The sequence below is a fragment of the Acidovorax sp. 107 genome, from assembly GCF_003058055.1.
Classification (GTDB): domain Bacteria; phylum Pseudomonadota; class Gammaproteobacteria; order Burkholderiales; family Burkholderiaceae_C; genus Acidovorax.
In genome coordinates, this window is sequence record NZ_QBTZ01000001.1 from 718840 (window position 1) to 741907 (window position 23068).

Below are 23068 nucleotides of genomic sequence, written 5' to 3' on the forward strand. Positions count from 1 at the left end.
ACCTGGGCCAATGTGGGTGCTGAAAACGACGGGCGCGATGGGGTTTGGAGCAAGGCGCGGCCCCACACCGCGCGTCACGCGGTGCGCCGTTGCGGCGTGCGGAAGGTTCAGCCGGCGCGGCGCGCCAACAAGGGCTGTGCTGCGGTGTCTTGTGAGGCCAGGGCCACACCCCGCACCACATCGCCCACCACAATCACCGAGGGGCTGGCCAGCCCTTCTCGCTCGATGGTGGCGTGCAGTTCGCCCAGTGTGGTGACGGCATGCCGCTGGTGGGGCAGGCTGGCGTGCTGGATGATGGCCACGGGCGTGCTGGCGGGCAGGCCGGTGAGCAGCTCCTGTTCGATGGTGGCGGCGCCGCTCACGCCCATGTAGATCACCAGCGTGAGCTTGGCCTCGCGCGCGGTGTTGGCCAGCTGGCGCCAGTCGGTGCCCGCGTCGCCGGGCTTGGCGTGGCCGGTGACAAACACCACGCCGTGGGCATGCTCGCGGTGCGTGAGCGGTGCGCCCAGCGAGGTCAGGCCTGCAAGGCCCGCAGTGATGCCGTTGATGACGGTGACCTGCACGCCGGCGGCACGCAGGTGCTCCACCTCTTCGCCGCCCCGGCCAAAGATGAACGGGTCGCCACCTTTGAGGCGCACCACGTTCTCACCCTCGTTCACGGCCATCAGCATCAGCTTTTCGATGAAGGCCTGGGGTGTGCTCTTGCAGCCACCGCGCTTACCGACATAGACGATGCGCGCCGTGGGCGATGCGTGCGCCACGATGGCGTCGCTCACCAGGTCATCCACCAGCAGCACTGTGGCGGCCTGGATGGCCTTGAGTGCCTTGAGGGTGAGCAGCTCCGGGTCGCCCGGACCCGCGCCCACCAATGTGCAACTGCCGCTGTTCCCCCGGTGGGGTTCGGTGGCGGACAGGGTGGTGGACGGCGTGGGGCGGCTCATGGGGATGTCTCCGAAACGGTGTGATCTGCAGTGCGATCAGCGATGTGCAAGATATGTTCCACCTGGCGCGCAATCGCGGCGGGAGTCGGCAATTCGCCGGCCAATACCTGGCGCGTGTAGGCGGCCGTGGTGGCCACATCGATCTCGGCGGGCAGGCCGGGCACCTCGCTGGCGGTGCCTGGCTGTTGCGCCTCCAGCACCGCGTGCACGCCGCGCACAAAGCCGTCGTAGCGCGGCGTGCGGCGCGGGTCGGTGGCGACCTCGCCCTCCAGCCCGCGGGAGAGCAATGCGTTCATGCCCAGGGTGTGGAAGGTGGTCTGCAGCATTTCGAAATACTCGGGGTGCGTGTACGCCGTGACCACCACGGACGACCCGGCACACGGGTTCATCAGCTTGACCACGCTGTGCCCCGGGTTGCGCAGGCCCACCACCTCGCGCACGGCCAGCAGGCGCGCCAGCCCCGCGTGCAGGTGCTGGGTGTGGATGTTGCGCACCGTGCCATTTGCTATCTTTTCAGTAGCTGTTAGGGCAGGTACTTCTAGCGCATCAAGCACATCCGATGCCAAAACGCGCCGTGCCTCGGTGCGCATGCCGTGCAGCAGCACCGGCAGGCCCTCGCGCGCCAGCAGCAGCGCCAGCAGCGGGGTCAGCACCGGCAGCTTGCGCGCGCCGTTGTAGCTGGGCAGCACGATGAGCGGGCGGTCGGTGGCGGGCAGCAGCGCCAGGCGCTGGTGCGTGGCATCCAGAAAGCCGCACATCTCCTCCGGGGTCTCGCCCTTGATGCGCATGGCCAGGCAGAAGGCGCCAATCTCCAGATCGGTCACGGCGCCGTCCAGCACCTGGCCGAACAGGTCTGCAGCCTGCTCGCGCGACAGCGGCTTGGCGCCGCGCGCGCCGCGGCCAATTTCTTTGATGTACTGGCTAATGCCCATGGTCTTTGTTGGCGGGATGGGTGAAACAGGGCTCCAGCGTCGTTATCTCGGCTTGCCGTACGCAAGTACTGTCTGCGCCGAGATGCCTAGCTGGAGCCCTGTTGCACCCATCCTGATGCGTTTTTGGATATTCCCGCCATTTTCCTTTAGCTCAGAGAACTTTTGGTTATATGGCGGCCTGGGCCAGCGGCTTGGATGCCAGCGGCCCTGTGCTGCGCACCATGCGCTTGAGTTCGGGCACACACGAGCCGCAGTTGGTGCCGCAGCGCAGTTGGCCTTGCAGCTGTGCCAGGCGGTCGTCATCGGTGCCGTGGCACTTCGCCAGCTCGGCCGTGATGGCGGCGTCCGTCACGTTGAAGCAGGTGCACACCGGCTTGCCGCGCGACTGCACGGCCACGGGGGCCTTGGCACCGGGCACCAGCAGCAGGCGGCCGTAGGTCTGTGCGGGCAGCTCTTCCTGCAGCAGGGTCTTGAGCCAGCCTTCGGCGCTGGTGTCGCCCGCCAGCACGATGCCTTCGAGCGTGGTGTTGTCGCCCTTGCGCGCCAGCCGCGCGGCGCGGCGCTGGCCGCGCTTTTTGTCGGCATACCGCAGCGTGTCGGCACCCACCATGCCCAGCAGGGCTTCGATCTGCGTGATCAGCGCGTCGGGCGGCGCTTCGTGGGCGGCGGCACGCAGCAGCACGCCGGTGCGTTCGCGCCCTGGCTCGTCCAGCGGTGTGTTGTTGCTGAAGGGCACGCAGCTGGCAAACGGAAACTGCGACATCAGTGCAGACAAGGCTTCGCGCGCCGCCAGCGCACCCTCGGCAGGCATCCAGGCCATGGCCAGCAGCGTCCAGGGCAGCTCGGCCTTGAGCACCTTGACGGCCGCGTGTTTCAGCTCGGGCTGTTTGGAGCTGGGGCAGAAGGCCGAAGTAGTGAGCGCATTCACGCCCGCCAGCCGCTCGCCCGTGGACGAAAGCCCGCTGAGGAATTCGCTGCCCCAGTGCATGGCCATGAACACCTGCGACAGGCCCAGCGTGGTGTCGGCCTGCACGGGCACCACGATGGAGCCGCGCTTGCTGGTCACGTGCACGAGGTCGCCGCTGGCCAGCTTGCGCCGCTCCATGTCCTGCGGGTGCATCTGCAGGCTGGGCTCGGCCACATGGCCGAACAGGCGGCCCAGCATGCCGGTGCGCGTCATGCCATGCCATTGGTCGCGCAGGCGGCCGGTGGTCAGGCTGAAGGGGTAGCGCGATTCGCGGGGCTCGGCGGTGGGCTGCCACGCATGCGCAGCAAAACGCGCGCGGCCATCGGCGGTGGGGAAGATGCCATCTTCGTACAGGCGCGCCTTGCCGGTGGTGGCGCCCTCTGGCAGCGGCCACTGTTGGGGGCCTGCGGATTCGAGCGTTTCCCACGACAGTCCGGTGATGTCGAGGTCGCGTCCGCGCGTGCTTTCGCGGTGCTCGTTCCACACGGCCTCTGCGCCTGCATCGGCAGCGTCGGTGGCGTAAGGGAACAGCGTCGGCATGCCGGGCCGCAGGCGTGCCTCCAGTTGGTGCGCAAACTGCACCGCAATGGCCCAGTCGTGCCGCGCCAGGCCGGGTGCGGGCACAGCCGTGCGCACGCGCGAAATGCGGCGCTCGCTGTTGGTCACGGTGCCGGTCTTCTCGCCCCAGGTGGTGGCGGGCAGCAGCAGGTCGGCATAGGCGCAGGTGGCGGCGGTGGAAAACGCCTCCTGCACCACCACAAACTCGGCGCGTTGCAGCGCGCGGCGCACCGTGGCTTGGTCGGGCATGCTCTGCGCGGGGTTGGTGCAGGCGATCCACAGGGCCTTGATCTCGCCGTCGGCGGCGGCCTGGAACATCTCCACCGCCGTCTTGCCGGGTCGGCTGGGCACATCGGCCACGCCCCACAGCGCGGCGACTTCGGCGCGGTGCTGCGGGTTGGCCAGGTCGCGGTGGGCGCTGAGCAAATTGGCCAGGCCGCCCACTTCGCGCCCGCCCATGGCGTTGGGCTGGCCCGTCAGGCTGAAGGGGCCCGCGCCGGGCTTGCCCATCTGGCCTGTGGCCAGATGCAGGTTGATGAGCGCGGCATTCTTGGCCGTGCCGCTGCTGCTCTGGTTCAGGCCCTGGCAATACAGGCTCAGGGTGGGTTTGCGGGTGGCGAACCCCTGGCCGTCAAGGCCAGCAAACCACCTTGCGGCAGTGGTCAGGTCGGCCACGCTGATGCCGCAGGTCTGCGCCACGCGCTCGGGCGTGCAGTCGCGCACCAGGGCCTTGAGCTCGTCAAAGCCCGTGGTGTGGGCGCCGATGTAGTTGGCGTCGATCCAGCCTTCCCACAGCATGATGTGCAGCATGCCGTTGAACAGCATTACGTCGCTGCCCGGCTGGATGGGCAAGAACAGATCGGCCATGCCGGCCGTGTCGGTGCGGCGCGGGTCGGCCACGATGACCTTCATGCCGGGGTTGGCGGCGCGTGCGTCTTCGATGCGGCGGAACAGGATGGGGTGCGCCCAGGCCGCATTGCTGCCCACGATGAACAGGCACTGCGCGTGTTTCACGTCGTCGTAGCAGGCGGGTGGCGCGTCAGCGCCCAGGGTCTGCTTGTAGCCCGCCACGGCGCTGCTCATGCACAGGCGCGAGTTGGTGTCGATGTTGTTGGTGCCGATCAGGCCCTTGGCGAGTTTGTTGAAGACGTAATAGTCCTCGGTGAGCAACTGGCCGCTGACGTAAAAGCCCACGGCGTCGGGGCCGTGCTGGGCGATGGTGTGGGCGAACTTGTCTGCGGCCAGCGTCAGTGCGGCGTCCCAGGTCACGGGCAGGGCGGCTTCGTTGCGCTGTGCGCGTTGCAGCGGGTGTAGCAGCCGCGTTTGCAGGGTGACGGGGCTGGTGGCGGTGAGGTGCAGGGTCGAGCCCTTGGTGCACAGGCGGCCAAAGTTGGCGGGGTGGGTGGGGTCGCCGCGCACGCCGGTGATTTGGGCGCCTGTGCTTTCGATGATCACGCCGCAGCCTACGCCGCAGTAGGGGCAGGTGGATTTTGTTTCTTGCATGGCGTGGTTGGGGTTGTTCTGGCTTCAGGCGCTAGTACAGATTGCGCTGTCAGCTATTGTTTTGATAGTGTTGTCGTGTCCTCGCCAGCTAGACATGCGGCGCCAGGGCGCAACACTCTCTACCGTTCACACACCCACCGCCCTGCGCGCAGGTCCTGCGATGGGTCGCGTCAAATCGGTGGCCACCGTCGCCAGCTCGCCCGCGTCCAGGTACACCGCGCCGTCTTCCACCTTCACGGCGAACTTCGGTGTGCAGCCTTCGTCGGGCGCCGAGGCCTGGCCGTCGCACAGGCCGATCGTCCAGTTGTGCAAAGGGCACGCCACATGCGTGCCAAACACGATGCCCTGGCTCAGCGGGCCACCCTTGTGCGGGCAGCGGTCCAGCAGCGCAAACACGCCACCAGCGTCGTTGCGGAAGATGGCCACGTCCAGGCCCTGGGCACGCGCCACGCGGCGTGAGCCCAGCACGGGGATGTCGTCCACCCGGCAGATGAGCTTCCATTCAGGGGTGCGGGGGGTGGTGGTCATGGGGATGGTCCTTGGTTTTGTGGAGTGGGGTATTGGTGTGCGGGCAGGGCCGTCGCAAGGCAGGCGCTCAGCTGCTGCCCGGGGCGGCATACAGGCCTGTCACGCGGTCCATGCTGGCCAGCAGGTTTTCGCTGCTCACAAACACTTCAGACACCTGCCGAAAGGTGTTGCTGCCGGTGCCCAGGCGCTGCAGGGCGGCGTCGAAGAACACCCACTGGCCGTCTGCCAGCAGCAGCTCCTGGCGGATGCGGTCGTTGGCCTGCGGGGCGTTGCGCAGCAGCTCGGTGGCGCTGATGAACTCGTCGCGTGCCTTGGCGATTTCGGTGGTGGCGGTGGAGGTGTCCACCCCCAGCATGGCCGACAGGCAGAACTTGGCCATGCGCTGGCTCAGCATGCGCTGGCGGCCCGCCACGTTGACCAGCTTGCCCACGGGCTTGCCCGAGGCGGCTTCGTACTGCACCGTGCCCTGGTGGGCCAGGGCCAGCACCTTGGCGTCGGCCTGCAGCAAGGCGGCAGCACCGTCGCGCGACGGGGTGGTGCCCAGCAGTGTGGCCTTGTGGTCGGCCCACGCCGATTCCAGCTTGGTGTAGGTGTCGCGGATGGTGGGCGAGGGCGCGTAGGCCTTGAGTTCGCCCAGCTGGCGCTCGAACAGCGCCAGCGACTGGTCCAGCACGGCGCGCGCTGCGGGCGTGTCGGACTTGTGGGCCAGCGCCAGCCAGGCCTTGCCCATGCGCTGGCTCAGCATGCGCTGGCGGCCTGCCTTGTTGATGGCATCGTTCAGGTCCGTGACCTGGGCTTGGGCGGTGCCCAGCGACATGATGCCCAGGGTGCTCCAGGCCGTGGTGTAGCCGGCGGCGGTCAGCAAGGTGCGGCGTTGCATGGTGTGCGGCTCCGGGCGCTTCAGGCGGCAGTCAGCGGGGCAAACTGGCGCGTGTCCACGGCGGCCTTGTCGAACTCGAACCAGGGGTCGGGCTCGCCGTCCAGCGCAAACTGCAGCTGCTCCCACAGCGCCTTGCGGCCTTCGTGGTCTTCGAGGATGCGCTTCTTCACATAGTCCAGGCCCACGCGGCTCACGTAGTGCACGGTGCGCTCCAGGTACCAGCCCTCCTGGCGGTACAGCTCGCAGAACGCACCGGTGTACTCCAGCACTTCTTCGGCGGTCTTGAGCTTGGTGAAGAAGTGCGCCACCTCGGTCTTGATGCCGCCGTTGCCGGCCACGTACATCTCCCAGCCGCTGTCCACGCCGATGATGCCCACGTCCTTGATGCCAGCCTCGGCGCAGTTGCGTGGGCAGCCGCTGACGGCAAACTTGACCTTGTGCGGGGCGTACATGCGCCACATGGCGCGCTCCAGGTCCTTGCCCATCTGCGTGCTGTCCTGCGTACCCATGCGGCACCACTCGCTGCCCACGCAGGTCTTCACGGTGCGCAGCGCCTTGGCGTAGGCATGGCCGCTGGGCATGCCGATGTCCTTCCACACGGCCTGCAGGTCTTCCTTTTTCACGCCCAAGAGGTCAATGCGCTGGCCGCCTGTGACCTTCACGGTGGGGATGTTGTACTTGTCCACCGCATCGGCAATGCGGCGCAGCTCGTCGGCCGTGGTCTCGCCGCCCCACATGCGGGGGATCACGCTGTAGGTGCCATCCTTCTGGATGTTGGCGTGGCTGCGCTCGTTGATGGCACGGCTTTGCGGGTCGTCCTTGGCGTCCTTGGGCCAGGTGCTGATGAGGTAGTAGTTGACGGCGGGGCGGCAGGTGGCGCAGCCGTTGGGTGTCTTCCACTCCATGAAGTGAAAGACATCGGCAATGGACAGCAGCTTGTTGGCGCGGATGGCTTCGCGCACGGCCTGGTGGCCGTGGTCGGTACAGCCGCAGATCGCCTTGGTCTTGGGCGTGGCGCTGTAGTCGCCGCCCGCGGTGAACATGATGATCTGCTCCACCAGGCCCGTGCACGAGCCGCACGATGCGCTGGCCTTGGTGTGCTTGCGCACTTCGTCCAGCGTGAACAGGCCCTTGTCCTTGATGGCCTTGCAGATGGCGCCCTTGGTCACGCCGTTACAGCCACAGACCTCGTCGGTATCGGCCATGGCCGATGCCTTGCTCTGGCCCTGGTGGCCCACGTCGCCGATGTTGCTCTCGCCAAACATCAGCTTGTCGCGGATGTCGGTCACGCTGCGGCCGTCGCGCAGCAGCTTGAAGTACCAGCTGCCGTCCACCGTGTCGCCATACAGGCACGCGCCCACCAGCTTGTCGTCCTTGAGCACCAGTTTCTTGTACACGCCGCCAAAGGGGTCGCTCATCACGATCTCTTCGGTGTTCTCGCCGCCCTGGAAGTCGCCCGCCGAGAACAGGTCGATGCCCGTGACCTTGAGCTTGGTGGACGTGAGCGAACCCTGGTAGCGGCCGATGCCGAACTCGGCCAAGTGGTTGGCCAGTACCTTGCCCTGCTCGAACAGCGGGGCCACCAGACCATAGGCAATGCCCCGGTGTGCGGCGCACTCGCCCACCGCGTAGATGCGGGCGTCGGTGGTGGTTTGCAGCGTGTCGCTCACCACGATGCCGCGGTTCACGTGCAGGCGCATCTTTTCTGCCAGCGCGGTGTTGGGGCGGATGCCCACGGCCATCACCACCAGGTCGGCGGGCACCTCGGTGCCGTCCTTGAACTTGACGCTGGCTACGCGGCCCTCGGCGTTGCCCACCAGCTCCTGGGTCTGTGCGCCCATCAGAAAGCGCATGCCACGGTCTTCCAGCGACTTTTGCAGCATCTTGCCCGCCACGTCATCGAGCTGGCGCTCCATCAGCGAGGGCATCACGTGCACCACGCTCACGGTCATGCCGCGTTTCATCAGGCCGTTGGCAGCCTCCAGGCCCAGCAGGCCGCCGCCGATGACGACGGCGTGCTTGTAGGTGGCGGCGGCGTCGATCATGGCCTGGGTGTCGGCAATGTCGCGATAGGCCAGCACGCCTTGGAGGTCCTTGCCGGGCACGGGCAGGATGAACGGGTTGGAGCCCGTGGCCATGATGAGGCGGTCGTACTCGGCGGTGATCACGTCGCCGTCCTTGCTGGTGGCGGTGACCACGCGGCGCACGCGGTCCACGTCGGTCACGGTGAAGCCGGTGTGCAGCGTGATGTGGTTGTCGGCGTACCACTGCCAGTCGTTGAGGATGATCTCGTCGATGGTCTGCTCGCCAGCCAGCACGGGCGACAGCAGAATGCGGTTGTAGTTGGGGTGCGGCTCGGCCCCGAAGACCGTGATGTCATACAGATCGGGGGCAATCTTGAGCAGCTCTTCCAGCGTGCGCACACCGGCCATGCCGTTCCCCACCATCACCAGTTTGAGCTTTTTCATCGTGACTCCGTCGGTTCCATCGCCTGGGCGATGCAGAAAACAAAAAAGGCGTCCACACGATGCAGCTCCGACGTTCCATCGAAACCGCATGTGGGGACGCCTTCGTCCATACAACCCCTTGGTGCGCCGTTGCACCGCTGAATTGCGTGGCCCTGCTGGGCCGTTGCTCTGGTTAAGCAATGCCCGTGCCAGGGTTTGTGCACTGATCTGGGGTGACATCACGTGCTCTGCGTGCGGCGGCGCCTGCATGCACCACCTTGGGCACAGAATCTGCATGGGGCTGGTGCATGAGTTTTGAACTGGACATCGGCCACACCTCGCAGGCCGGGCGCAACGAAGTCAACGAGGACTTTGCAGCCCTGGTGCTGGGGCAGGGGCGCGACCGAGAGCGTGGCGCCATTGCCGCCATTGCCGATGGCGTGAGCAGCGGCGGCAAGGGGCGCGAAGCCGCCCAGACCACGGTGAACACGCTGGTGAACGACTACTTCGCCACGCCCGACACCTGGGACACCACGGTGGCTCTGGATCGCATCCTGAGCGCGCACAACGGCTGGCTCGCGTCGATGAACCGGCGCCGCCAGCCTGCCGTGGGCCTGACCACGCTCACCGCTATCGTGCTGCGCGGCCAGTCGTACACGCTGGCCCATGTGGGCGACACGCGCGCCTATCTGCTGCGGGGCGGCCGGCTGCAACTGCTGACCACCGACCATGTGATGGCGCAGCGCGACTTTGCGCACCAGCTCACCCGCGCCATGGGGCTGGACGACCATGTGGTGGTGGACTACAGCCAGGGCGAACTGCACAGCGGCGACCTGCTGGTGCTGCTGTCCGACGGCGTGCACGGCAGCCTGCCCGAGCGCGAGCTGCGCCAGCTTCTGCAGGCGGACGCGAGTGCCCAGGCCCTGAGCGAGGAGATCACGCGGGCAGCCCTGCGCCGGGGCAGCACCGACAACGTGACCGCACTGGTGGTGCGGGTGCAGGGGGCGCTGGAGGCCACCTTGCAGGACGAGTCGCGCCGGGCTCAGCAGCTGCCGGTGCTGCCGCTGCTCAAGGTGGGTGAGCCGGTGGATGGCTTGGTGGTGACGGCGCTGGTGGCCGACAGCGGCATCCACCGCATCTACCAGGTGCGCGACCCGGCCACCCAGCGGTTGTATGCGCTCAAGACCCTGGTGCCCGCTCGCGCGCACGACGCACAAGAGCGCGCCACCCTGGCGCATGAGGCCTGGGTGGCCCGGCGCATGCAGTCCGGCCACGCGGCCGTGCACCTGGCGCGCCTTACCACCTGGCCCCCGGAGCAGGGCGGCACAGCCCCCGGAGCCAGCGCGTTTTATCTGCTGTACGAATGGCATGCGGGCCAGACCCTGGGCCAGCGCCTGCGCGGACGCCAGCACCTGGGCGTGCCGCAGGTCGTGTCGGTGGTGATGCAGGCGGCGCAGGTGCTGGGCTGGCTGCACCGGCAAGGCGTGGTGCACCGCGACATCAAACCCGACAACCTGCACTTGGGCGACGACGGCGTGCTGCGGGTGCTGGACCTGGGCGTGGCCCTGTCGGGCCGCGAGCCCGAGGCCACGCGCCGCCTGCACGCGGGCACCCCCAGCTACATGAACCCCGAGCAGTGGCCGGGCTACGAAAAGAACGGAGACCCGGCCGGCCAGTTGCCCGATGCGGGCAGTGACCTGTATGCGCTGGGCGTCACGCTGTACCAGCTGTTGACGCACGGCCGCCTGCCCTATGGCGAGGTGGTGCCCTACCAGCTGGGCCGCTACCACCGCGACCCGGTGGCCCCCAGCCGCCACCACCCGGGCGTGCCCATCTGGCTCGACCACATCGCACTGAAGGCCGTGGCCCGCCAGCGGTCGCAGCGCTTTGAAACAGCGGAGGAGCTGCTGCTGGCGCTGGAGCGGGGTGCGTCACGCCCTTTGTCCGCCCCTGGCCCACAGCCCCTGATGCAGCGCGATGCCACGGCGCTGTGGAAGATCGCGTTGGCGGTGAGCGTGCTGGTGAACCTGTTGCTGGTGTACTGGCTGCTGTTTTTGCCGAGGTGAGGCGGTTGATTTGCTATTGAAAATATAGCTATCTGTGCAGATGGCAAAAGCACTGGACAGTGATTGGACTTGAAATGTGCCGTGGCGCAGTGCGTTGACTGGCCATGCGCCGCTCACGCTGCGTGCGCGTCCACCCTTTTAGCTTCGGCCCACTTCGTTTCACTTTGCTTCGCAACGTGAGCCTTCGCTGGAAAGGTGGCGAGCGCTTGCGCGCTCACCGGCTACGCCGGTCATGCGCTGCGCGCACGTCCACCCTTCTCCGCCCACGTGCGGGTCCAGCGGATCTGCATCACCCGCAGCAGCACCAGCATGGCAGCGGCGCACACCGCGATGCCCACAAAGCCCCACAGGTAGGTGCCGGTGTACTGGCGCGAGAAGCCCATGCCGTTGGGGATGAGGCCACCGCCCAGTGCGCCGATCTCGCCAATCATCGAGCCCGCTACGGCCGTGGACAGCGGCCAGCGCAGCGGCACCAGCTGGAACAGCGCGCCGTTGCCCGCGCCCAGTGCCGCAAAACACACCAGGAACAGCAGCATCGTCACCGGCAAGGAGTTTTCGGCCAGGCCGCACAGCACCATGCTCACGGCAGTGACGGCCAGTACGCCCGTGAGCGTGTTGACGCCACCCCAATGGTCCGACAGCCAGCCACCCATCACCCGCAGCGCCGCCCCCAGAAAGGCCGCCAGCATGGTCAGTTGCCCCGCCTGCACCTTGCTCACGCCAAACTGGTCGTAGAAGTAGCTGGGCAAGAAGGCCGTGAGGCCGATGAAGCCGCCAAACGTCACGGCGTAGATCAGGCTGAATGCCCAGCCGTCCTTTTCAAACAGGCAGGCAATGTGCTCCCGGAACGTGGCATGGGGCGCCAGGTCGGGTGGCTCTTTGGCAAAGACTGCCATCACCACGGCGGGCACGGCCACGCCGACGGCCGCAAAGCCGTAGACCGCCTGCCAGCCAAATTTCTGGGCCAGTGCAGGTGCCAGCAGCGCGGCCACGGCGGTGCCCACATTGCCCGCGCCCACGATGCCCATGGCAAGGCCCTTGTAGCGAGGCGGAAACGAGCCCGAGCCCAGCGACAGTGCCACGCCAAAGCTCGCACCCGCCACGCCCAGCAGGATGCCCAGCGCCAGCAGGTCGTTGAAGGTGTGCACGAACAGGTAGCCATAGCCCATGGCCAGAAAGATGCCCGCCATCTCGACCAGGGTGGCGCGCTTGCGGCCGATGTACTGCGCCAGGATGCCCAACGGAAACCGCATCAGCGCCCCCGCAAAGATGGGGATGGACAGCATCATGCCCATCTGGGTGGGGGAGAGCTGGAAGCTCTCGCGGATGAACGGCGCCATCGCACCGTTGATGACCCACACCGCGCACGAAAAGCCGAAGTACAGAAACGACGCCCACAGCGTGGGTGCGTGGCCGGATTGGAGGAACTGGCGGAATGAAAGCATGGGATTTGCACAAATAAAGGTAGCGGTGTTCACAGCCTTCGTCGGCCATAAAACAAAAAAGGCGACCACACCAGGCGGAATCGGTAAACCGATACAGCCGGTGGGGACGCCTTCGTCCTTGCCGCCCTTGTGTGCGCCGTTGCACAGGGCATGCGCAGCCCTGTAGAGGCCGCTGTGCTAGGTGCTTGCAATGCCTGTGCCAGATGGATTGCACCAACCCGGTGCCCGAGTGCGCCAGCCCCCCAGGGCGGCATACCTTGCATGCGCTGATGCCGCAACGCTAGGCGGTTGCGCCCTTGCCTTTTTGCCTTGTGTTGGTGCGTGGCACTGCACAGGGCATTGCCAAAGCCAAGCACGCCTTTTACCCAGCATTGCGCAATGAGATATTCTGCATAAATGATATTAATGATGTAAAATTGATGAAAATTTATCAATTGTGCGGAATTGTTTTTTCCCCCAGGTCTCGTGAAATTACGCAATTAACGTTTGCTTTTGTCACGGTTGCGTCCTTAAGATGGTTCTCACGCGGGACCAGCGGCGGTGCAGGGGTAGGACTTTTTCTAGGAGTTTTCCGATGAGAATGAATCTTCCAGTCAGTCAGCATGAATATGCGTTCCCCAAGGGCCAGACCCTGGTCTCCACCACCGATCTCAAGGGCCGCATCCTCTACTGCAACCCGATGTTCATCGAGGTCAGCGGGTACGAAAAGGAAGAGCTGCTGGGCCAGCCCCACAACATCGTGAGGCACCCCGACATGCCCGAGGAGGCTTACCGCGACATGTGGGAAACCATTGCCAGAGGTGTTCCCTGGTCGGCCCCGGTCAAGAACCGGCGCAAGGACGGCACGTTCTACTGGGTGATGGCCAATGTCACCCCGCTCATGCAGGGCGACCAGCCCACGGGTTACATGTCGGTGCGCACCGAAGCCACGCGCGAACAGATCCAGGCGGCCGAGGCGCTGTACCAGCAGATGCAGGCCGAGAAGCAGTCGGGCACGCTGGTGCACAGGCTGTCGGCCGGGCAACTGGTCAAAGACACCTTGTGGGGCCGCGTGGCCCGGGCGCTGTCGCTGGGCCCGCTGGGCAAGATGATGGCGTGCACCCTGGTGCTGGTGGTGGCCTCGTGGTGCGCTGCCCTGCTGGGCGGGCATACCGTGTCGCTGGCCTCGGGCGCTGCGTGGCTGGGGGTGGTGGTGCTGGCGCTGGGCATGGCGGTGTACCTGCACCAGGTCACGGTGGCGCCGTTGTCGCAGATGCTGCTGTGGGCCAACCGCATGGCGGCGGGCGACCTCACCCAGAAGATCTCTGCATCGCGCAGCGACACCGTGGGCCAGTTGCAAAAGGCGCTGGCGCAGCTCAACGTGAACCTGCTGTCCATCGTGCGTGATGCCCGTCAGGAGAGCGAGCACATGCAGGTCTCCACCCGCGAGATTGCCCAGGGCAACCAGGACCTGTCATCCCGCACCGAGGCGCAGGCCAGCAACCTGCAGCAGACGGCTGCGTCCATGGAGGAGATCACCGGCACCGTCAAACAGACCGCCGAGTCCGCGCGCCAGGCGGCGGTGCTGGCCACGCAGGCCACCCAGGTCACCGAACGCAGCAGCGCGGCCGTGGACGGTGTCGCCAGCACCATGAAGCAGATCCAGGCCGCATCGGGCCGCATCAGCGAGATCACGCAGCTCATCGACTCCATCGCCTTCCAGACCAACATCCTGGCCCTGAATGCGGCGGTGGAGGCTGCGCGGGCCGGGGACCAGGGGCGGGGCTTTGCGGTGGTGGCCTCCGAGGTGCGCAGCCTGTCGCACCGCACGCTCTCGGCCGCCAAGGAGATCCGTCAGCTCATCGACGACTCGGCCACCAAGGTAACCGAGGGCCATGAAAAAACCGACGCTGCGCAGAAAACCATGACCGAGTCGCTGGAGCTGGTGCGCCGTGTGAACACGCTGATCGGCGAGATCCACAGTGCCTCGAACGAGCAGCTCAGCGGCATCTCGCAGGTCAACTCGGCGGTGGCGCAGCTGGACACCATCACGCAACAGAACGCCGCGCTGGTGGAAGAGAACGCGGCATCGGCTATGCAGCTCAACGGCCAGGCGCAGACCATGACCGAGACCGTGCAGGTGTTCCGCATCGACGCCTCGGCACCTGCCCACTCGCGCGATGCGGTGGCGCTGCGCAAGGAGATGAAGGCCTCGTCCAGCAGCCGGGCGCTGGCGCCGGCCTGAGTTTGCGAAGCCGCTCCGCATTGGGGGCGGCCCATGAACTCGGTCGGCGTCTTGCCAGGGGCCGGGCGCGATGCGGCGAGGCAGGCGCTATGTGCTCTCGCGCACTGTCAGCTCAAACCCCAGATTCACCGAGTTGTGCTCGGGCGCCTCACCACGCATCAGCGCCAGCAGCATGCGCGCGCTGGCCTCGCCCACGGCTGCGCGGGGCGTGCGCACCGTGGTCAGTGGCGGCAGCATCTGGTCGCTGCCCGCCAGGTCGTTGAAGCCTGCAATCGCTACCTGGCCGGGCACCGACAAGCCCAGGCGCTGTGCCGCCAGCAGGCCGCCCTGGGCCAGGTCGTCGTTGCAGAAGAACACGGCATCGACACCGGGGCGGGTGCGCAGCAACTCTTCCAGCAGTTCGCTCCCCAGCCGCATCGACGAGGGCTGCGGGCTCAGCAGCTCCAGCTTGGGGTCGTACAGGCCTGCTTCGCGCAGGCAGCGGCGGTAGCCTTCGGCGCGCTGCATGGTGCGCGGGTCCAGCTGGGCCGCAACAAAAGCGATCTTTTGGTAGCCCCGCGCCAGCAGGTGGGCCGTCATGCTGTGGCCCGCATCCTGCTGCGAAAAGCCCACGCAGAACACGCCGGGGGCCGAGGTCATCTCCATCAGGTGCACGCAGGGCACGCCGCTGGCGGCAATCAGGTGGCGCGAAGCCTCGGTGCGGTCAAAACCGGTGACCAGCAAGCCGGCAGGGCGGTGTGCGAGGTAGGTGCGCAGCAGTTGCTCTTCCTCCTGTGGGTCGTAGTGCGTGACGCCGATCAGCGCTTGGTAACCCTGAGGAAACAGGGTGCGATGCACGGCCTCCAGCACGTCCACAAACAGCGCGTTGGATAGCAAGGGCACCAGCACCGGCACCTGCACGCTGCGTTGCGAGGCCAGTGCGCGAGCGGCGGGGTCGGGCACATAGCCCAATTGCTCTGCGGCAGCTTTCACGCGCTGCACCAGCTCTTGCGCCACACCACGCTCGCCGCGCAAGGCGCGGGATGCGGTGATGGGGCTGACCTCGGCGGCCTTGGCCACGTCGCTCAGCGTGATGCGGCCGCTGGAGCGGCGTTTTGTCTCGGGTTTGTTCAAGGGTTAACCCTCATGGGCCTTGGGGTTGATTTGATTAGGATAGCGCTGTCCAAACTGAATGGCAAGGCAACTGCAGCCATTTTGGACGAAGTTGCAGAAGTTGCCACAGTTTGTGCGGCATCCACACCGGGTGCCTTTTTTATGGATTGTTTGGATAGCGCTACCAATATGAGTTTTCAAGCGTCACCAACTTTTTTGGTCGTCATGGGCGTGGCAGGCTGCGGTAAGTCCAGCCTGGGCTCGGCCCTGGCACAGGCCGAGGGCCTGCCCCTGATCGAAGGGGATGACCACCACAGCCCCGCCAGTCGCGAAAAGATGCGCCAGGGCATTGCCTTGACCGATGCAGACCGTGAAGGCTGGCTGGCCACCTTGGGGCAATTGCTGCAGGCCCAACCCCATGGCGTGGTCCTGACCTGCTCTGCGCTCAAGAGGGCCTACCGGGACCGCTTGCGCAACGCCTGCCCCGGCCTGCGCTTCGTCTTTCTGGAGATTGACCGCGCCAGCGCAGGCCAACGCGTGGCGGCCCGCGCAGACACCCATTTCTTTTCCAGCGCTCTGGTGGACAGCCAGTTCGCCACGCTGGAGTCGCCTATGGGCGAGGCCGGCGTGCTGCGCCTGAATGCGCTGCTGGACCTGCCCACACTGCAGCAACAGGCATCGGCCTGGGTTGCCACACAGGAGACGGTATGAATTCCCCCGCACAACCGCACGAGCCGCTCAGCCGGTTTGCCAGAGTCTCGCAAATGCTGATGGCCGGGAGCCTGGGCGTGATGGCCGTGGCCGTGTTCATCAACGTGGTGCTGCGCTACGGCTTTGGCAGCGGCGTGGCGGCCAGCGAAGAGCTCTCGCGCCTGCTGTTTGTCTGGATGGTTTTTATCGGTGCCGCAGCGGCCTACCCCGCAGGCGAGCACATGGCCTTTACCAGCCTGGCGGGCCTGTTGGCTAAACGCCCGGTGGCCTTTGGCGTGCTGACGGCCGTGATCCGGCTGCTGGTCATCGCCGCCAGCGCCATGCTGGCCTGGGGCGCGTGGCAGCAGGTGGTGGTGGGCATGGGCAGCCGCTCGGTCGTCATGGCCTACCCGGCGGCATTGCTGCCGCTGCCGGCTTTTTTGTGTGCGGTGGCCATCGGGGTGATGGCGACCATTGAATTGATTCAACGCAAGCCGCTGGACCTCGGTCATGGCGCCGAGGTGGAGTGACCATGGGACCCGAAGCACAGGCTTTTCTTGTTTTTTCATTGGGCATGCTGGTGCTCATGGGCACCGGCATGAACATGGGCCTGGCCCTGGTGCTCACCGGCGCCGGCATGGCCTGGGTGCTCGACTTCTGGGACGCACAGTTGCTGGCCCAGAACCTGGTGGCCGGGGTGGACAGCTTTCCGCTCCTGGCCGTGCCCTTTTTCATCCTGGCCGGTGAGCTGATGAACTCGGGCGGTATCAGCCGCCGCATCATCGACATGGCGCAGGCCTGGGTGGGGCACATCCGGGGCGGGCTGGGCTATGTGGCCATTGGCGCCGCCGTGCTGATGGCGAGCATGAGCGGTTCGGCCCTGGCCGACACCGCCGCGCTGGCCACCATCCTGCTGCCCATGATGCGGCAGCAGGGTTACCCGATGAACACTTCCGCCGGGCTGATTGCCTCGGGCGGCATCATCGCGCCCATCATCCCGCCGTCCATGCCGTTCGTGATCTATGGCGTGACGACTAACACCTCGATCTCGGCGCTGTTCGTGTCGGGCATCGTGCCGGGGCTGATGATGGGCGCAGGTTTGATCTTTGCCTGGCGCTGGGTGCTGCGCGGCATGGACCTGCCCCAAGGCGAGCCCTTACCCATCAAGGACCGCCTGCGCGCCACGGTGCGCGCCTTCTGGGCCATGCTGATGCCGCTCATCATCATCGGCGGCATGAAGACCGGCGTGTTCACCCCCACCGAGGCCGCCGTGGTCGCCGCCTTCTACGCACTGGTGGTGGCGCTGTTCGTGCATCGCGAGATGAAGCTGCCCGACATCTACGGTGTGCTGGTGCGCGCAGCCAAGACAACCTCCATCGTGATGTTTTTGTGCGCTGGCGCCCAGGTGGCCAGCTACATGATCACGCTGGCCGACTTGCCCAACGTGCTCACCAACTGGCTGGGCCCGCTGGTGGAGAACCCGCGCCTCTTGATGGCCGTGATGATGATCGTGCTGGTGCTGATCGGCACGGCGCTGGACCTCACGCCCACCATCCTGATCTTTGCGCCCGTCATGCTGCCCATCGCGGTCAAGGCTGGGATCGACCCGGTGTATTTCGGTCTGATGTTCGTGCTCAACGGCGCCATCGGCCTCATCACCCCGCCCGTGGGCACGGTGCTCAACGTGGTGGCCGGGGTGGGGCGCATCTCGATGCACAGCGTCATCAAGGGCGTGAACCCGTTTCTCATCACCTATGTGCTGATTCTGGCGCTGCTGGTCGTGTTCCCGCAGATCGTGACTGCGCCCGTCGTCTGGCTGCGCTAGCCGTTTGCCTGTTCCCCTTTCCCGTTTTTCTTGCCAATGGAGACAACCATGAAAACTTTCCGTCGCACCCTGCTGGCCGCCCTGTCGGTCGCTGCCATCACTTGCTCGTTCCAGGCCGCAGCGCAAGACTTCAAGCCGCGCATCATCCGTTTTGGCTATGGCCTCAACGAAGACTCCAACCAGGGCCGGGCCACCAAGCTGTTTGCCCAAGAAGTGGAAAAAGCCTCTGGCGGCAAGATGAAGCTCCGCGCCATTGGCGCAGCCGCACTGGGCTCGGACGTGCAGATGCAGCAGGCCCTGATCGGTGGCGCTCAGGAGATGATGGTGGGCTCCACCGCCACGCTGGTGGGCATCACCAAAGAGATGGCCATCTGGGACACCCCCTTCCTGTTCAACAACGCCAAGGAAGCCGACGTAGTGCTGGACGGCCCCGTGGGCCAGAAGGTGATGGACAAGCTGCAGGAAAAGGGCCTGGTGGGCCTGGTGTACTGGGAGAACGGCTTTCGCAACCTCACCAACAGCAAGCGCCCGGTCAACAAGCTGGAAGACATGGACGGCATCAAGCTGCGCGTGATGCAGAACAACGTGTTCCTCGACAGTTTCAAGACCCTGGGCGCCAATGCCGTGCCGCTGCCGTTCTCGGAGCTCTTCACCGCGCTGGAAACCAAGACGGTGGACGGCCAGGAGAACCCCTACAACACCATCCTGTCGAGCAAGTTCTATGAGGTGCAGAAGTACCTCACCGTGACCAATCACGTCTACAGCCCCTGGATCGTGCTGGTCAGCAAGAAGTACTGGGATGGCCTGTCGAAGGCGGAGCAGAAGGTGCTGCTCGACGCCGCCAAGAAGAGCCGTGACTTCGAGCGCCAGGACACCCGTGCCGAGGCCGACAAGGCGCTGGCGGACCTCAAGGGCAAGGGCATGCAGGTCAATGAACTGCCGGCTGCCGAAGCCAACCGCATGCGCGAAAAGCTGGGCGCCGTGAACGCCAGCATTGCCGCCAACGTAGGCGAAGCGCTGTGGAAGGATGTGCAGGCAGCGGTAGCCCAGGCGCGCGCTGGCAAGTAAGTTCTGACGTCAGGGGGTGGCGGCCCCGGTGCTACCCATACCCGCAAGACACAGGCGAAAAAAAGGCCGAGGCCCCGCAATGGGGCCTCGGCCTTTTGGCATTTGCAATCTTCTACCTGCACCGTGGCGCAGGCGGAGCGAATTACAGCGAGCCGATTTCGCCGGAAGAGATCTGGCCAGTGCGCAGGGCTTCAGCAGCTTGGGCACGCACGGCAGCACGGTCAGCGGTGGACTTGTAGGTCACCACACGCGAACCAGCGGGTTCGATCGAGCGGGTCTGGGCCACGGTAGCGGCTTCGGCTTGCACTTCAGCGCGGGTGCGGTTGGTTTCGAACTTGGTCGCGAACTGCGAAGCATCGGCTTCGTCAGCCTGGGCACCAAAAGAAGCGAGGGCAGCCACAGCAGCGATAGAGAGGAAACGGGCAGTCTTGTTCATGATGAAACTCCTGTGAAATTCAAAAAATATGGACGAGGTGTCTGGAATACGCGAGGGGTGAAGCCGTGGATTCAAGAAGTTGAATCAACCGCCTTCTGCAGGGCCCACGCGGCCAGTGCGCATGGCTTGTGCGGCGGCTTCGGCACGCACAGTGGCGCGGTCGGCCGTGGACTTGTAGGTCACCACGCGGGAGCCAGCGGGCTCCTGGCTGCGCATCTGCGCAGCGGTGGTGGCTTCTGCCAATACTTCTGCGCGGGTGCGGCTGGTTTCGAACTTGGTGGCGAACTGCGAAGCGTCGGCTTCGTCAGCCTGGGCGCCAAACGACGCAAAGGCAGCCACGGCGGCGAGGGAGAGGAAACGTGCGGTCTTGTTCATGATGAAAGTCCTTGAAGTTAAAAAAGCGTCTCAAAAAAACCGGGGTGAAGATTCACAACAACTTGCGTCGCACCGGGTTCGGTGAGTCGCCTTGCGGGTTCGGCTCATCGATGGGATGAACTGTACGCCGATGGTGTTCAGGGAAAAACCACCTAGTCGCGAACTAACTGTTCCAGTATTGGAAACAATCGGCTGGGGGCTCTGGGCTGCTTGGTCGCCATCGAAGCCAGGGCGGTTTGCCTGGAACGTCGCTGAGCGCCGACAGGCTACAGAAGCCGGTGAGGGGTGCGTGACCGGTGCGGTGAACATGGGCTCCATCGTGCCGGGCTGGGCAGATGGCGTCGTCTCGCTGCGGTTTCGCTTCTTTTCAGTTTGTTTCGGGTGCGGCGGTATGCAACAGCGCAGAAACATGAGTTGCATTCACCATGCAACAGGATGATCAAAAAGCGCCGCATATCGGGCTTGCGTGGGTTGCGCGCACGGGGCTTATGGGCTGAAATCTCTCTGTGCCCGTTTCCGTTTTCACGAGGGAGGTTTCCATGACCGCAGTCGCCAAGATTCTTCAGTCCAAACCCGACGCCATCGTCCACACCATCAGCCCCGCCGCATCCGTGCTGGACGCCCTTCAGCTCATGGCTGACAAGGGCATTGGCGCGCTCATCGTGACTGAGGGCGCGTCCATCGTCGGCATCTTCACCGAGCGGGACTACGCCCGCAAAATTGCCCTCATGGGGCGCACGTCGGCCGTCACCCAGGTCAAGGACGTGATGACCTCGGCTGTGATGTTTGTGCGCCCGGACCAGACCAGCGAGCAGTGCATGCAGCTCATGAGCAACAACCGCCTGCGCCACTTGCCCGTGGTGGACAACGGCAAGCTCGTGGGCATGATTTCCATCGGCGATCTGGTCAAGGACATCATCTCCGAGCAGAAATTCATCATTGAGCAGCTGGAGAACTACATCACCGGAACGCATTGAGGGGCAACCCCCTGAGGCGCGGCGCGCCTTCCCCCTTCTTCTCTCGAAGGGCTGCGCCATTCGCGAATGGGGGCGCACCCGGCGCGACGGGGCGGCCCTTGCGCGGGTGCTACGGCCCTGGCATGGGGACGTAAAGAAAAAGGGCTCTGACCGATCTGGTCAGAGCCCTTTTGTTTTGGTTGTCTGCGCTGCTTTCGACTGGGCCGCTCAAGCCGCCTTCTCGACGTGCCCCTGGCGCGTGTACAGAAAGTCGATCACGGCCTTGCGGTAGTGCACATACTGCGGGTCCTCGGCCAGTTCCACGCGCTTGCGCGGGCGGGGCAAGTCCACGGTCAGCACCTCGCCAATCGTGGCGGCCGGGCCGTTGGTCATCATCACGATCTTGTCGGACAGCAGCACGGCCTCGTCCACGTCGTGGGTCACCATGACCACGGTGCTTTGGGTGCGTGCCACGATCTCCAGCAGCTCGTCCTGCAGCTTGGCGCGGGTGAGGGCGTCGAGCGCGCCAAAGGGCTCGTCCATCAGCAGCACCTGGGGCTCCATGCTCAGCGCCCGGGCAATGCCCACACGCTGCTTCATGCCGCCCGAGATTTCACCGGGGCGCTTCTGCCCCGCATGCGTCAGGCCCACCAGTGCCAGCGCGGCATCGGTGCGGGCCTTGAGCTGGGCCTTGGTCTCCTTGGCGCCGAACACGCGCTCCACAGCCAGGTAGATGTTGTCAAAGCAGGTGAGCCAGGGCAGCAGCGAGTGGTTTTGGAACACTACCGCGCGCTCGGGCCCCGGGCCTTTGATCTCCTTGTTGGCGCAGAGCAGTGCGCCATTGGTGGGAGTGGTCAGGCCCGCAATCAGGTTGAGCAGGGTGGACTTGCCGCAGCCGGAGTGGCCGATGAGCGCCACGAACTCGCCCTTGGCAATCGTCAGGTGGATGTCCTTCAGCGCCGGGAAAAGGCCCTTGGCCGTCTTGAAGGTCTGCTCGACGCCGTGGATCTCGATGAACTTGGTGGTGAGAGATGCATGCATTAGGAACTCCTGGTTTTTTCGAGGACCACCGTGGAACCGGCTTTGCCGGGCCACGGGTGGTGCCCCCTTGAGGGGGTGACGTGCCGCAGGCGCGGCTCAGGGGTGGGTCAAGTTTTGACCTCTTCGAACGTAAATGCGGTGGCCAGCTTGATGAGTGCAAACTCCAACAGCAGCCCGACGATGCCGATCACAAAGATCGCGATGATGATGTTCTTGACGTTGAGGTTGTTCCACTCGTCCCACACCCAGAAGCCGATGCCCACGCCGCCGGTCAGCATCTCGGCCGCTACGATCACCAGCCACGCGGTGCCCACGGCCAGGCGCACGCCGGTCAGCATGTAGGGCAGCACGGCGGGGAACAGGATCTTGGTGGCGATCTTCCACTCGCTCAGGTTCAGCACGCGGGCCACGTTCATGTAGTCCTGCGGCACGCGCTGCACGCCCACGGCGGTGTTGATGATCATGGGCCAGATGGAGCAGATGAAGATGGTCCAGATGGCCGCCGGGTTGGCGCCCTTGAAGACCAGCAGACCGATCGGCAGCCACGCCAGGGGCGACACGGGGCGCAGCAGGCTGATGAGCGGGTTGAACATGCGCGACAGGAAGCTGAAGCGCCCGATCACGAAGCCCGCCGGAATGCCCACCAGCGCTGCCATGCCAAAGCCGATGGCCACGCGCTGCAGGCTCATCAGCACGTTCCAGCCCACGCCCTGGTCGTTGGGGCCGTTGCGGTAGAACGGGTTGCTGAACACCTCCAGCGCCTGCAGCCAGGTGTCCTTGGGGCTGGGGATGCTGCCGCCCGTGGTGGTGGAGACCACCGCCCACAGGCCGACGAGCAAGCCCAGGCCACACAGCGGCGGCAGCACGGCCAGCCAGAAGCTGCGCGAGACGGCCGACCAGTCGCGGCCTGTAGCCGCCGTGGTGGCGGGCGCTGCAGGTGCCTTGGGGGCAGATGTTGCAACCTTTTGGCTTCTTGCGTTAGTGGATGTTGCGCTTGTCGCTACAGTATTCATAGCATTCTGTGCGGCCACGGGGGCTGCATCCAACGGGGAGTGAAAGACGGCACTGACCATGGTTTTCTCCTGTGCAGGGCT

General features: G+C 65.5%; 19 protein-coding genes. 7 read left to right on the forward strand and 12 right to left on the reverse strand.

What is annotated here, in order from left to right; all coding sequences use genetic code 11:
* Positions 1–107 precede the first annotated feature (107 nt).
* From cobA to nirB, 6 genes are all read right to left on the reverse strand, one after another.
* Positions 108–941: a uroporphyrinogen-III C-methyltransferase gene (cobA, locus tag C8C99_RS03405; protein WP_108624959.1), complete on the reverse strand. Its 834-nt coding sequence runs from the start codon at positions 939–941 to the stop codon at positions 108–110.
* Positions 938–1873 (reverse strand): DNA-binding protein YbiB, encoded by a 936-nt coding sequence (gene ybiB, locus C8C99_RS03410; protein ID WP_108624960.1) that lies wholly within the window; start codon positions 1871–1873, stop codon positions 938–940. The genes cobA and ybiB overlap by 4 nt, the downstream gene beginning before the upstream one ends.
* A gap of 166 nt (positions 1874–2039) precedes the next feature.
* Positions 2040–4901: a nitrate reductase gene (locus C8C99_RS03415; RefSeq protein WP_108624961.1), complete on the reverse strand. Its 2862-nt coding sequence runs from the start codon at positions 4899–4901 to the stop codon at positions 2040–2042.
* A 126-nt stretch (positions 4902–5027) separates the two neighbouring features.
* Positions 5028–5429 carry a nitrite reductase small subunit NirD gene (nirD, locus tag C8C99_RS03420; protein WP_108624962.1) on the reverse strand — a complete coding sequence of 134 codons (402 nt, stop codon included), beginning with the start codon at positions 5427–5429 and terminating at the stop codon, positions 5028–5030.
* A 67-nt stretch (positions 5430–5496) separates the two neighbouring features.
* The gene (locus C8C99_RS03425; protein ID WP_108624963.1) at positions 5497–6309 is read right to left on the reverse strand and encodes a type IV pili methyl-accepting chemotaxis transducer N-terminal domain-containing protein; all 813 of its coding nucleotides are present in this window, start codon (positions 6307–6309) and stop codon (positions 5497–5499) included.
* A 20-nt stretch (positions 6310–6329) separates the two neighbouring features.
* Entirely contained in the window at positions 6330–8777 is a 2448-nt protein-coding gene (gene nirB / locus C8C99_RS03430) for a nitrite reductase large subunit NirB (RefSeq protein ID WP_056640764.1), read from the reverse strand.
* Positions 8778–9064: 287 nt separating this feature from the next.
* Here nirB and C8C99_RS03435 point away from each other — a divergent pair, with 287 nt between their 5' ends.
* Positions 9065–10822: a bifunctional protein-serine/threonine kinase/phosphatase gene (locus tag C8C99_RS03435; protein ID WP_056640760.1), complete on the forward strand. Its 1758-nt coding sequence runs from the start codon at positions 9065–9067 to the stop codon at positions 10820–10822.
* A gap of 230 nt (positions 10823–11052) precedes the next feature.
* Here C8C99_RS03435 and C8C99_RS03440 read toward each other — a convergent pair whose 3' ends face one another.
* Positions 11053–12267, reverse strand: a complete 1215-nt coding sequence (locus C8C99_RS03440; protein WP_056640758.1) for a nitrate/nitrite transporter — start codon at positions 12265–12267, stop codon at positions 11053–11055.
* Between the two features lie 574 nt (positions 12268–12841).
* Here C8C99_RS03440 and C8C99_RS03445 point away from each other — a divergent pair.
* Complete coding sequence (locus tag C8C99_RS03445) at positions 12842–14491, forward strand: methyl-accepting chemotaxis protein (RefSeq protein ID WP_056640755.1); 1650 nt, start codon at positions 12842–12844, stop codon at positions 14489–14491.
* A gap of 87 nt (positions 14492–14578) precedes the next feature.
* Here the strand turns inward: C8C99_RS03445 and C8C99_RS03450 are convergent, their stop codons facing one another.
* Entirely contained in the window at positions 14579–15604 is a 1026-nt protein-coding gene (locus C8C99_RS03450) for a LacI family DNA-binding transcriptional regulator (protein WP_108624964.1), read from the reverse strand.
* Between the two features lie 168 nt (positions 15605–15772).
* On the opposite strand from C8C99_RS03450, the gene C8C99_RS03455 reads away from it, so the two are divergent.
* Genes C8C99_RS03455 through C8C99_RS03470 form a run of 4 tightly spaced genes read left to right on the forward strand, consistent with a single transcriptional unit; the run spans position 15773 to position 19166 of the window.
* Positions 15773–16294, forward strand: coding sequence for a gluconokinase (locus C8C99_RS03455; RefSeq protein ID WP_233247152.1), 522 nt, complete (start codon positions 15773–15775; stop codon positions 16292–16294).
* Entirely contained in the window at positions 16291–16803 is a 513-nt protein-coding gene (locus tag C8C99_RS03460; protein WP_108624966.1) for a TRAP transporter small permease, read from the forward strand. Before C8C99_RS03455 ends, C8C99_RS03460 begins: the two co-directional genes overlap by 4 nt.
* Positions 16804–16805: 2 nt before the next feature.
* Positions 16806–18098, forward strand: a complete 1293-nt coding sequence (locus C8C99_RS03465; protein ID WP_108624967.1) for a TRAP transporter large permease — start codon at positions 16806–16808, stop codon at positions 18096–18098.
* Positions 18099–18146: 48 nt separating this feature from the next.
* Entirely contained in the window at positions 18147–19166 is a 1020-nt protein-coding gene (locus C8C99_RS03470) for a TRAP transporter substrate-binding protein (protein ID WP_056640746.1), read from the forward strand.
* Positions 19167–19308: 142 nt separating this feature from the next.
* Here C8C99_RS03470 and C8C99_RS03475 read toward each other — a convergent pair whose 3' ends face one another.
* Together C8C99_RS03475 and C8C99_RS03480 are read right to left on the reverse strand one after the other, a co-directional pair.
* Positions 19309–19602: a hypothetical protein gene (locus C8C99_RS03475; RefSeq protein WP_056640743.1), complete on the reverse strand. Its 294-nt coding sequence runs from the start codon at positions 19600–19602 to the stop codon at positions 19309–19311.
* Positions 19603–19686: 84 nt separating this feature from the next.
* Positions 19687–19977 carry a hypothetical protein gene (locus C8C99_RS03480; protein WP_056640740.1) on the reverse strand — a complete coding sequence of 97 codons (291 nt, stop codon included), beginning with the start codon at positions 19975–19977 and terminating at the stop codon, positions 19687–19689.
* Positions 19978–20516: 539 nt separating this feature from the next.
* On the opposite strand from C8C99_RS03480, the gene C8C99_RS03485 reads away from it, so the two are divergent.
* On the forward strand, positions 20517–20954 hold the full coding sequence (locus C8C99_RS03485) for a CBS domain-containing protein (RefSeq protein ID WP_056640737.1): 438 nt from the start codon (positions 20517–20519) through the stop codon (positions 20952–20954).
* A gap of 207 nt (positions 20955–21161) precedes the next feature.
* On the opposite strand, the gene C8C99_RS03490 is transcribed toward C8C99_RS03485, so the two are convergent.
* Positions 21162–21974: an ABC transporter ATP-binding protein gene (locus C8C99_RS03490; protein WP_108624968.1), complete on the reverse strand. Its 813-nt coding sequence runs from the start codon at positions 21972–21974 to the stop codon at positions 21162–21164.
* A gap of 107 nt (positions 21975–22081) precedes the next feature.
* Positions 22082–23047 carry a nitrate ABC transporter permease gene (gene ntrB / locus C8C99_RS03495; RefSeq protein WP_108624969.1) on the reverse strand — a complete coding sequence of 322 codons (966 nt, stop codon included), beginning with the start codon at positions 23045–23047 and terminating at the stop codon, positions 22082–22084.
* Positions 23048–23068 lie beyond the last annotated feature (21 nt).

Coding starts and splice junctions, on each gene's coding strand:
- cobA (WP_108624959.1), bottom strand. CDS start 941: ATGAGCCGCCCCACGCCGTCCACCACCCTGTCCGCCACCGAACCCCAC.
- ybiB (WP_108624960.1), bottom strand. CDS start 1,873: ATGGGCATTAGCCAGTACATCAAAGAAATTGGCCGCGGCGCGCGCGGC.
- C8C99_RS03415 (WP_108624961.1), bottom strand. CDS start 4,901: ATGCAAGAAACAAAATCCACCTGCCCCTACTGCGGCGTAGGCTGCGGC.
- nirD (WP_108624962.1), bottom strand. CDS start 5,429: ATGACCACCACCCCCCGCACCCCTGAATGGAAGCTCATCTGCCGGGTG.
- C8C99_RS03425 (WP_108624963.1), bottom strand. CDS start 6,309: ATGCAACGCCGCACCTTGCTGACCGCCGCCGGCTACACCACGGCCTGG.
- nirB (WP_056640764.1), bottom strand. CDS start 8,777: ATGAAAAAGCTCAAACTGGTGATGGTGGGGAACGGCATGGCCGGTGTG.
- C8C99_RS03435 (WP_056640760.1), top strand. CDS start 9,065: ATGAGTTTTGAACTGGACATCGGCCACACCTCGCAGGCCGGGCGCAAC.
- C8C99_RS03440 (WP_056640758.1), bottom strand. CDS start 12,267: ATGCTTTCATTCCGCCAGTTCCTCCAATCCGGCCACGCACCCACGCTG.
- C8C99_RS03445 (WP_056640755.1), top strand. CDS start 12,842: ATGAGAATGAATCTTCCAGTCAGTCAGCATGAATATGCGTTCCCCAAG.
- C8C99_RS03455 (WP_233247152.1), top strand. CDS start 15,773: ATGAGTTTTCAAGCGTCACCAACTTTTTTGGTCGTCATGGGCGTGGCA.
- C8C99_RS03460 (WP_108624966.1), top strand. CDS start 16,291: ATGAATTCCCCCGCACAACCGCACGAGCCGCTCAGCCGGTTTGCCAGA.
- C8C99_RS03465 (WP_108624967.1), top strand. CDS start 16,806: ATGGGACCCGAAGCACAGGCTTTTCTTGTTTTTTCATTGGGCATGCTG.
- C8C99_RS03470 (WP_056640746.1), top strand. CDS start 18,147: ATGAAAACTTTCCGTCGCACCCTGCTGGCCGCCCTGTCGGTCGCTGCC.
- C8C99_RS03475 (WP_056640743.1), bottom strand. CDS start 19,602: ATGAACAAGACTGCCCGTTTCCTCTCTATCGCTGCTGTGGCTGCCCTC.
- C8C99_RS03480 (WP_056640740.1), bottom strand. CDS start 19,977: ATGAACAAGACCGCACGTTTCCTCTCCCTCGCCGCCGTGGCTGCCTTT.
- C8C99_RS03485 (WP_056640737.1), top strand. CDS start 20,517: ATGACCGCAGTCGCCAAGATTCTTCAGTCCAAACCCGACGCCATCGTC.
- C8C99_RS03490 (WP_108624968.1), bottom strand. CDS start 21,974: ATGCATGCATCTCTCACCACCAAGTTCATCGAGATCCACGGCGTCGAG.
- ntrB (WP_108624969.1), bottom strand. CDS start 23,047: ATGGTCAGTGCCGTCTTTCACTCCCCGTTGGATGCAGCCCCCGTGGCC.